General features: G+C 48.1%; 7 protein-coding genes and 1 pseudogene. 7 read left to right on the top strand and 1 reads right to left on the bottom strand.

From position 1 onward, the window contains the following. A pseudogene (locus NK638_RS03340) lies at positions 1 to 421 on the bottom strand (cytochrome C assembly protein); the annotation flags it as partial. A 397-nt stretch (positions 422 to 818) separates the two neighbouring features. On the opposite strand from NK638_RS03340, the gene ffh reads away from it, so the two are divergent. The 7 genes from ffh to NK638_RS03305 all read left to right on the top strand — a co-directional run bounded on the left by ffh (position 819) and on the right by NK638_RS03305 (position 7178). Beyond that, positions 819 to 2357 carry a signal recognition particle protein gene (ffh, locus tag NK638_RS03335; RefSeq protein WP_201583708.1) on the top strand — a complete coding sequence of 513 codons (1539 nt, stop codon included), beginning with the start codon at positions 819 to 821 and terminating at the stop codon, positions 2355 to 2357. Positions 2358 to 2608: 251 nt separating this feature from the next. Further along, positions 2609 to 3310, top strand: a complete 702-nt coding sequence (tsaB, locus tag NK638_RS03330) for a tRNA (adenosine(37)-N6)-threonylcarbamoyltransferase complex dimerization subunit type 1 TsaB (RefSeq protein WP_274631940.1) — start codon at positions 2609 to 2611, stop codon at positions 3308 to 3310. A 117-nt stretch (positions 3311 to 3427) separates the two neighbouring features. Next, positions 3428 to 4270 (top strand): undecaprenyl-diphosphate phosphatase, encoded by an 843-nt coding sequence (locus tag NK638_RS03325; protein ID WP_274631937.1) that lies wholly within the window; start codon positions 3428 to 3430, stop codon positions 4268 to 4270. A 60-nt stretch (positions 4271 to 4330) separates the two neighbouring features. Next, the gene (locus tag NK638_RS03320) at positions 4331 to 5224 is read left to right on the top strand and encodes a class I SAM-dependent methyltransferase (RefSeq protein ID WP_274631936.1); all 894 of its coding nucleotides are present in this window, start codon (positions 4331 to 4333) and stop codon (positions 5222 to 5224) included. A 77-nt stretch (positions 5225 to 5301) separates the two neighbouring features. Beyond that, a complete protein-coding gene (locus tag NK638_RS03315; RefSeq protein WP_192996043.1) occupies positions 5302 to 5541 on the top strand; it encodes a hypothetical protein in 240 nt (79 codons plus the stop codon). A 58-nt stretch (positions 5542 to 5599) separates the two neighbouring features. Further along, positions 5600 to 6517, top strand: a complete 918-nt coding sequence (gene ubiA / locus NK638_RS03310; protein ID WP_274631935.1) for a 4-hydroxybenzoate octaprenyltransferase — start codon at positions 5600 to 5602, stop codon at positions 6515 to 6517. Further along, the gene (locus NK638_RS03305; RefSeq protein ID WP_274631934.1) at positions 6510 to 7178 is read left to right on the top strand and encodes a DUF4112 domain-containing protein; all 669 of its coding nucleotides are present in this window, start codon (positions 6510 to 6512) and stop codon (positions 7176 to 7178) included. The genes ubiA and NK638_RS03305 overlap by 8 nt, the downstream gene beginning before the upstream one ends. Positions 7179 to 7198 lie beyond the last annotated feature (20 nt).

The following is a 7198-nucleotide window of genomic DNA, read 5'->3' as shown; positions in this document are numbered from 1 at the left end:
CCGCCGCCATCAAGAGCACACAATAGGCCGCCAGCGACAGTAAAATATGGGCCTCAAGCCCGAGGCTGATATCGGTAATGGGCTGATAGGGGACACGGCCGACATAGCCGATGGTCATGCCTGCCAGCGCGGTCGGCGCCGCCAAGATGCCGAGGCTGACAATCGGACGATACAAGCTAAACAGCACATAAAAACACAAGAAAAATAAGCTGATCAGGCTGATGACGTTAAACAAATTAAAATTTAGGCCATACAACGTCACCACAGATGGATAAAGTAGCGCGGCATGCGCGGCCATCCCGAGCAGCAATAAGCCTAGACTGCGGCCTTTGTAGATAGGTTTATCAGCAATCAGCGCCCAACCGATGTAAACGCTGACCGCTATATAAGTCAGGCTAGCAAGTAAGAATGCAAAGTGCACAGCTATAAAACCTCATCTCATACTGAGCGCAACATGACCGCTCAATGTGTCACCAAAGTGGTATTATCGGAATGATTAGAATAATCCTCCAATTTATCATAAAATGGGTGGCAATTGAGCACCATCTTACTTATTCTTGATAAATGCTTGGTGGCCGCATTATCCGCAGCAAGAGGGTTTAAACCCCTGCAAAACGACCATAAGTACCGTATCGTCTTAATGGTATAGTAAGGATTATCTGCTGTTTTTTGTGGCCATCTCATAAGGGCTTGTGCTAAAAGCATCCCTTAATATGTTCAGACACCCTGATATTATTGATAAATCGGTTAACTGGTTTACTAAGCGCTGATTTAACGAACAACTATTCTAACTGTATTATTTTAACTGAGAGTTATTTATGTTTGATACCTTAACAGAACGCTTATCGTCGAGCCTACGTAATATCGTAGGATCTGGACAACTGACTGAAGACAATATCAAAGACACGCTGCGCGAAGTGCGCATGGCATTACTAGAGGCTGACGTGGCGCTACCTGTCACCCGTGACTTTGTCAAACGTGTTAAAGAGCAGGCATTGGGTGCTGAGGTGCTAAAAGAGCTGGCACCGGGCCAAGCCTTTGTCAAAATCGTCCATGACGAGCTGACCGAAATGATGGGCAGTGCCAATCAGCAACTAGAGATGACGGGTAAGCCGCCAGTCGTTTACTTGCTCGCCGGCCTACAAGGGGCGGGTAAAACCACCACGGCAGGTAAGCTTGCCAAGTACTTACAAGAGCGGCAAAAGAAAAAAGTCATGCTGGTCTCAGCGGACGTCTATCGTCCAGCCGCGATTAAGCAGCTTGAGCAAGTCGCCGGGCAAGTGAATGCTAAATTTGTCAATTCAAGTGTCGATGAAAACCCGATAGATATCGCCCGCCGCGCTATCGAAGAAGCCAAAATCCAATACCAAGATATCTTGATCATCGATACCGCGGGTCGTTTGCACATTGACGACACCATGATGGATGAGATCAAGGCATTAACGGCTGCGGTCAATCCATCTGAGACGTTGTTTGTCGTTGATGCGATGACGGGTCAAGATGCGGCCAATACTGCCAAAGCCTTTAATGATGCGCTACCGCTGACAGGCGTTATCCTCACCAAGACCGATGGTGATGCGCGCGGCGGTGCGGCGTTGTCTGTACGTGCCATCACAGGCAAGCCGATTAAGTTTTTGGGTCGCGGCGAAAAGCTGGACGCCTTAGAGCTCTTTCATCCTGAGCGTATCGCCCAGCGTATCCTCGGTATGGGTGATGTACTGAGTCTGGTCGAAGAAGTCGAACAAAAAATCGACCGTGATAAAGCCGAAAAAATGGCGAAAAAGATACAAAAGGGCGGCGATTTTGACCTTGAGGATCTGTTGACTCAATTTCAGCAAATGAAGAGCATGGGCGGCATGGCAGGCTTTTTGGACAAGATGCCAGGTATGGGCGGCTCAGACATACAAAAAGCGGTCGAGGATGCCAAACCTGAAGAAAAAGTACGTGAAATGGAGGCGTTGATTAACTCTATGACGCCGTTTGAGCGTAAAAACCCAGATAAGATCAACCCAAGCCGCAAGCGCCGTATTGCCGCAGGCTCTGGGCGTGAGATTCAAGACGTCAACCGCTTACTAAAGCAGCACAAGCAAATGGCAAAGATGATGAAAATGATCTCAAAGCCAGAAGGCATCAGTAAAATGATGAAGTCGATGCAAGGCTTGATGGGTGGCGGCGGATCTGGCGGCGGTCCACTGTTTGGCGGTGGTCAGCAAGGCGGCGCTAAAGACGTGAATCCTGCACAGATGGCAAAGCAAATGGGGCTAGATCCAAACAACATGCCGAGCACCGAAGAGATGCAAAAGCAGATGCAAGAGCTACAAAACCAAGCGCCCAAAAAGTTCAAAACGCGCTTTTAAGCCTTGGTTGGCAGGCATGGTCGTTAGTATTGTCGTCAGTATTATAAATACGGCAAGTATAACGACCATCAAAGAGACCTCAAAGCTGTGACGGCTTTGGGGTCTTTTATGTTTGCCAAGCGTGGGTTGGTACTGATAAAGAAAGTATGAAAAACGTAGAAATTCATAAAACTTGCCTATCCTAAATGCTATGATAGGCGCTGATTTATTAGGGCATAAGTTTTGTGCCGAGCGACAAAATTGAGGTTGTGATGTTTTTAGCAATGGATACCGTGTTTGATCAGTGTTCGATCGCCGTTTTAGATGCCAGTGGACAGGTATTGTCCGCTCATACAGAGAGCGGCAAACGTCAGCAAACCCAGCAAATATTACCAATGATTGATGCGGCATTATCCGAGGCGCAATTGCAGCTTGCTGATATACAGGCGCTGATATTTAACCGTGGCCCTGGCGCGTTTAGCGGCATACGTATCAATACCGCCGTGGTGCAAGCGTTGTCTGTGGCGCATGATTTGCCTTGCGTTGGGGTCTCAAGCCTGCAGGCCATTGCCCAATGCGCGTATCAGCAGTATGGTGTGACAGAGGTTTATAGTGCCCTTGATGCTCGTATGCAACAAGTTTATTTTGGACAGTACGAGCTAATATCAGACAATCAGGCAGGACGCCATATCATGCAGCCAGTAGTGGCCGACGATAGCGATAGTACTGAGCAGCTTTTAGATTATGATAGTCAGACAGCCTTTAACCTGCCTATCGCAGGGAATGGCGCACCGCTATTAGCGTTACAGGATCAGCAAATGTGTCATGACGATATTTGGCCAGATGCTGTCGTCATCGGGCAGCTTGGCATTGCACAGTTTGCAAACATTGGCGGTACTGAGGCGGCGCAAGCGCTACCAAAATATCTGCGCAATCAAGCTTGGAAAACCCTCAAAGAGCAAGGTAAGGCATAACTGTTGAATACTTTGTGAGCATGAATCAATATAAAACCAACGTCAACATAGGACAGCCAATCGGTCTGTTCTGAGCTCAGCCTGTTTTTGGGCCAGTCTGTTTTTAGGAAAGTTACTGTGGATATACTTTTATTCGTTCAAGCCGTCATTATGGGTATCGTGGAAGGTATCACTGAGTTTTTACCCATCTCTAGTACGGGCTATTTGATTTTATCTGCAGATGTGATGGGTTTTTGGACCAAAGAAAAAGTCGATTTGTTTGTGGTGGTGGTGCAGCTCGGTGCGATTTTGGCGGTCATTTATGACTACTGGGGCAGGCTGTGGCAAGCGTTTATGGGTCTGCTGACTGGCAAGGCCGCTGGCATGAGCAACCCACGGCAGCTGGGGCTGAGTCTGATTGTCGCCACTATTCCGGTGATGCTGGTGGGCTTTACCTTTGCCGATGAGATTAAGACTTATCTGTTTAATCCGATCACAGTCGCTATCATGCTTATCATCGGTGGTCTGCTGATTTTTTATGTCGAAAAACGCCCTAAGCCAATCATTGCAAAAGAGGCAGAAGATATCAGTATGAAAACGGCGTTGATGATTGGCCTATTTCAGTGTTTGGCTCTGATACCAGGCACGTCACGCTCAGGATCGACGATCATTGGGGCGCTATGGCTTGGAGTCTCGCGCAAGGCTTCGGCAGAGTTTTCTTTCTTTTTAGGTATCCCAGTGATCGTTGGTGCAGGCTTGCTTGATTTAGCGAAGCATCATGAGGTACTGGCTAGCAGTGAAGATTGGGTGGTGCTCGGTATTGGCACCATCGTATCATTTGTTGTCGCGCTTCTTTGTATTCGCCTGCTTGTGGCGTGGGTGAGTCGCCGTGATTTTACTATTTTTGCGTGGCTGCGCATTATTACGGGTGTTATTGTATTGATAGCGGCTTGGGGTTTTGGGTATCAAATGGCAGGGTAAATTGGTCAAGTTATTTATGATACTAGAGGTTCCAATCAAGCGGCAAAAAGGATGGTGATTATGACAGATGTGCGTCAAGCGTATAGCGACTCTGAGGCTTTTGTACATTGCCAATTGTTTTATGTGAATGACAGCCAACAATCACAGATTGAGCGCCTACAGTCGTTGATGAGTGAACATAAACTGCCAATCGTTTTAGAGACCGAGCTCTCACTGGAGAAATTCACACAAAAACGCCGCCAGCAATTAAGCGAAACCTTTGCTCGTCCTATCTTATTGCTTGATGCAAAAGACAAGCTATCATGGCTCAGTGATGGGCTCAGTGTGGCGCCTGAATGGGATAAACTGCAACGCCGTGTGGTCAGTGCTGGGCGTAAGTCTGAGCTATTATTGCAAGCGGCAAAAATTACTGCAGAGAGCTGGGTTATCGATGCCACGGCGGGCTTTGGTCATGACAGTTTGATATTGGCCAGCACCGGTGCTCAAGTCACCATGCTTGAGCAGCAGCCGTTGATGGCATTGCTATTGTTGGTAGAGCAGCAGCGGATGAGTGCACAGCCCAATTGGCAAAAGCTGATGAGCCGTCTACACATCATCAACACCGATGCGCTCAGCTACTTTGCCACTTTACCAGTTGATATGACAGGTGCGACTAAAGCCGTCGATGTGGTCTATCTAGATCCGATGTTTCCAGAAGACAGCTACCAAGACAGCAAGACTGGCAAAGGTGCTAAAGTCGGCAAGCATATGCAAGCCTTGCACCAGTTGGCAAGCCCGCCGACACTGGACGAAGAGCGCCAACTGCTACAACATGCGCAAGCTATTGTTAGAGATAGTGACAAACAAGGCCGCGTGGTGGTAAAGCGCCCACAGCTTGCACCGTCACTTGCCAATCAACAGCCCAATGAGAGTTGGCATAACGAAGCGGTGCGCTTTGATGGTTACTTTGTGTGATAGACGTTTTGTTATTAGGATGAATGGACTCAGTTAATCCGCTTGAGTGTTTAGAGTTAATGAGTTTAGGAGTAGGGATGTCAACGTTAGTCATATGGATCATGGGCGCGGGCCTACTGTTATACAACATCGCGCTACGCACACAGATACTGCAACTAAAAGCACGATTACGTGAGCAAACAGGCACACAAGCTTATTTGGCCTGCCTACGTCAGCATGCTGCCAAAGGTGACATCGCGGCTATAAAAGCGCTGCGAAAAAAATATCCTGAGCTGTCGCTGATCGAAGCCAATAAATTATGGCAGCAGATCCAGTAAATTTATCCGAGCACATAAGCTGGCTACCTAACTTTTTATTGATGATAATTAAAATACCATGACATTTTCAGACAAACTACATGCCTACCTGCAATTGACCCGTTTTGATAAACCAGTCGGTATAGAGCTGCTACTTTGGCCGACGCTATGGGGCGTGATGCTGGCGGCGATGGGTGAGGCGCAGCAGCAAGGAGCGACGGCAGGCTTGCCCAGCCTAAAAGTATTTGTATTATTCGCGCTCGGGGCGATTTTTATGCGGGCGGCAGGCTGCGCGATTAATGACTTTGCCGATCGCAAGGTCGACGGTCATGTGTCTCGTACCAAAGGCCGACCATTAGCAGATGGCCGCTTGTCTGCCAAAGAAGCCATCGCAGCTTTTGTGATACTTGTCTTACTCAGTGCCAGTTTATTGTTTTTTTTACCTATCGCAGTATTTTATTGGTCGTTAGGGGCGGTCATATTGGCCTTTATTTACCCCTTTATGAAGCGCTATACCCATTTGCCGCAAGTGTTTTTGGCTGCAGCGTTTGGCTGGGCGATACCGATGGCGTATGTCGCGATACAAGGCGCGCCTGACATCTGGTGTTGGCTGCTATTTATCGCTTATATGTGCTGGACGGTGGCCTACGATACCCAGTATGCCATGGCGGATCGTGAGGACGATTTAAAAATTGGGGTTAAATCCACAGCGATACTCTTTGGCCGCTATGATGTCGTTATCATCTCGCTGCTACAGATGCTATTTTTGCTCATTATGGGTGTGGTGATGTGGCATTATTTTGCACCGACGTCGCTTGACATCACGCCAGTATTTGGCCTAGCGCTGGTGGCGATGATGTTTGCTAAGCAAAACAGCGCTTGTGCCACTCGCAATGCGCAGGCTTGCTTTCAAGCATTCTTAGCCAATATCTGGGTCGGACGCTATGTTTTTGCGCTTATTGCAATTGCTTGTATATGGACGACCTTCAATGGATAAATTTAAGAAGTTACCGAGATTTAAATCAAAGAAACCCTCTGATACAAATGGCTCAGGTGTCGATTATCAGGTAAAACTTGCTGAGCAGGGACTGACACGCGAGCAAGTCATCGCCACCGAGCGTAAACTGGCCAAATTTGCCAACACCATGGACTCGTTGGTGCGGGTGCCATTTACCAAGCAAGGCATGGGCGCTGATGCCGCGCTCTCCACCATTCCACTAGCAGGTGATATAGCCGGACTGATATTGACCAGTTATGCGTTTATTTTAGGCCGACAATTAGGCGTACCAGCACATAAGATGACGCCTGCAGTGAGACTGGCGCTGATCGATATGGTGGTCGGTATCGTCCCTGGTATCGGCACATTGCTGGATATCTTTATGCGTCCCAGCCGCAAGACCTTGGGCATCGTCCATGAGCATCTACACGATGAATATGGCATCACCGAAACCATGCATATGGATCGGCCGTTTTTGCATCAATCGTTAGAAGGCAAGCAGCAGCAAAGTCGCTTTTGGCGTAATCCTATTGTGGCTTGGGTGTATCTGCACATTCCCGATATTCTCGGCCTTATCGTCATCGCGATGATCGCGTGGGGGCTGTGGGCGCTTATGAGTTGGTTGGTCGAGGTATTTGGCAAGACAACGGGTTTTGGCTAAAAATAAGCAATAAAAAAGGC

This window comes from Psychrobacter sp. A3 (genome assembly GCF_028823565.1).
Lineage (GTDB): Bacteria > Pseudomonadota > Gammaproteobacteria > Pseudomonadales > Moraxellaceae > Psychrobacter > Psychrobacter celer.
Note: the sequence above shows the minus strand (reverse complement) of the source record. Positions and strands in the feature narration are given on the sequence as shown.

Excerpts from the sequence above, each read along its gene's own strand:
- ubiA (WP_274631935.1), top strand. The coding sequence starts at position 5,600 with ATGACATTTTCAGACAAACTACATGCCTACCTGCAATTGACCCGTTTT.
- tsaB (WP_274631940.1), top strand. The coding sequence starts at position 2,609 with ATGTTTTTAGCAATGGATACCGTGTTTGATCAGTGTTCGATCGCCGTT.
- NK638_RS03305 (WP_274631934.1), top strand. The coding sequence starts at position 6,510 with ATGGATAAATTTAAGAAGTTACCGAGATTTAAATCAAAGAAACCCTCT.
- NK638_RS03320 (WP_274631936.1), top strand. The coding sequence starts at position 4,331 with ATGACAGATGTGCGTCAAGCGTATAGCGACTCTGAGGCTTTTGTACAT.
- ffh (WP_201583708.1), top strand. The coding sequence starts at position 819 with ATGTTTGATACCTTAACAGAACGCTTATCGTCGAGCCTACGTAATATC.
- NK638_RS03315 (WP_192996043.1), top strand. The coding sequence starts at position 5,302 with ATGTCAACGTTAGTCATATGGATCATGGGCGCGGGCCTACTGTTATAC.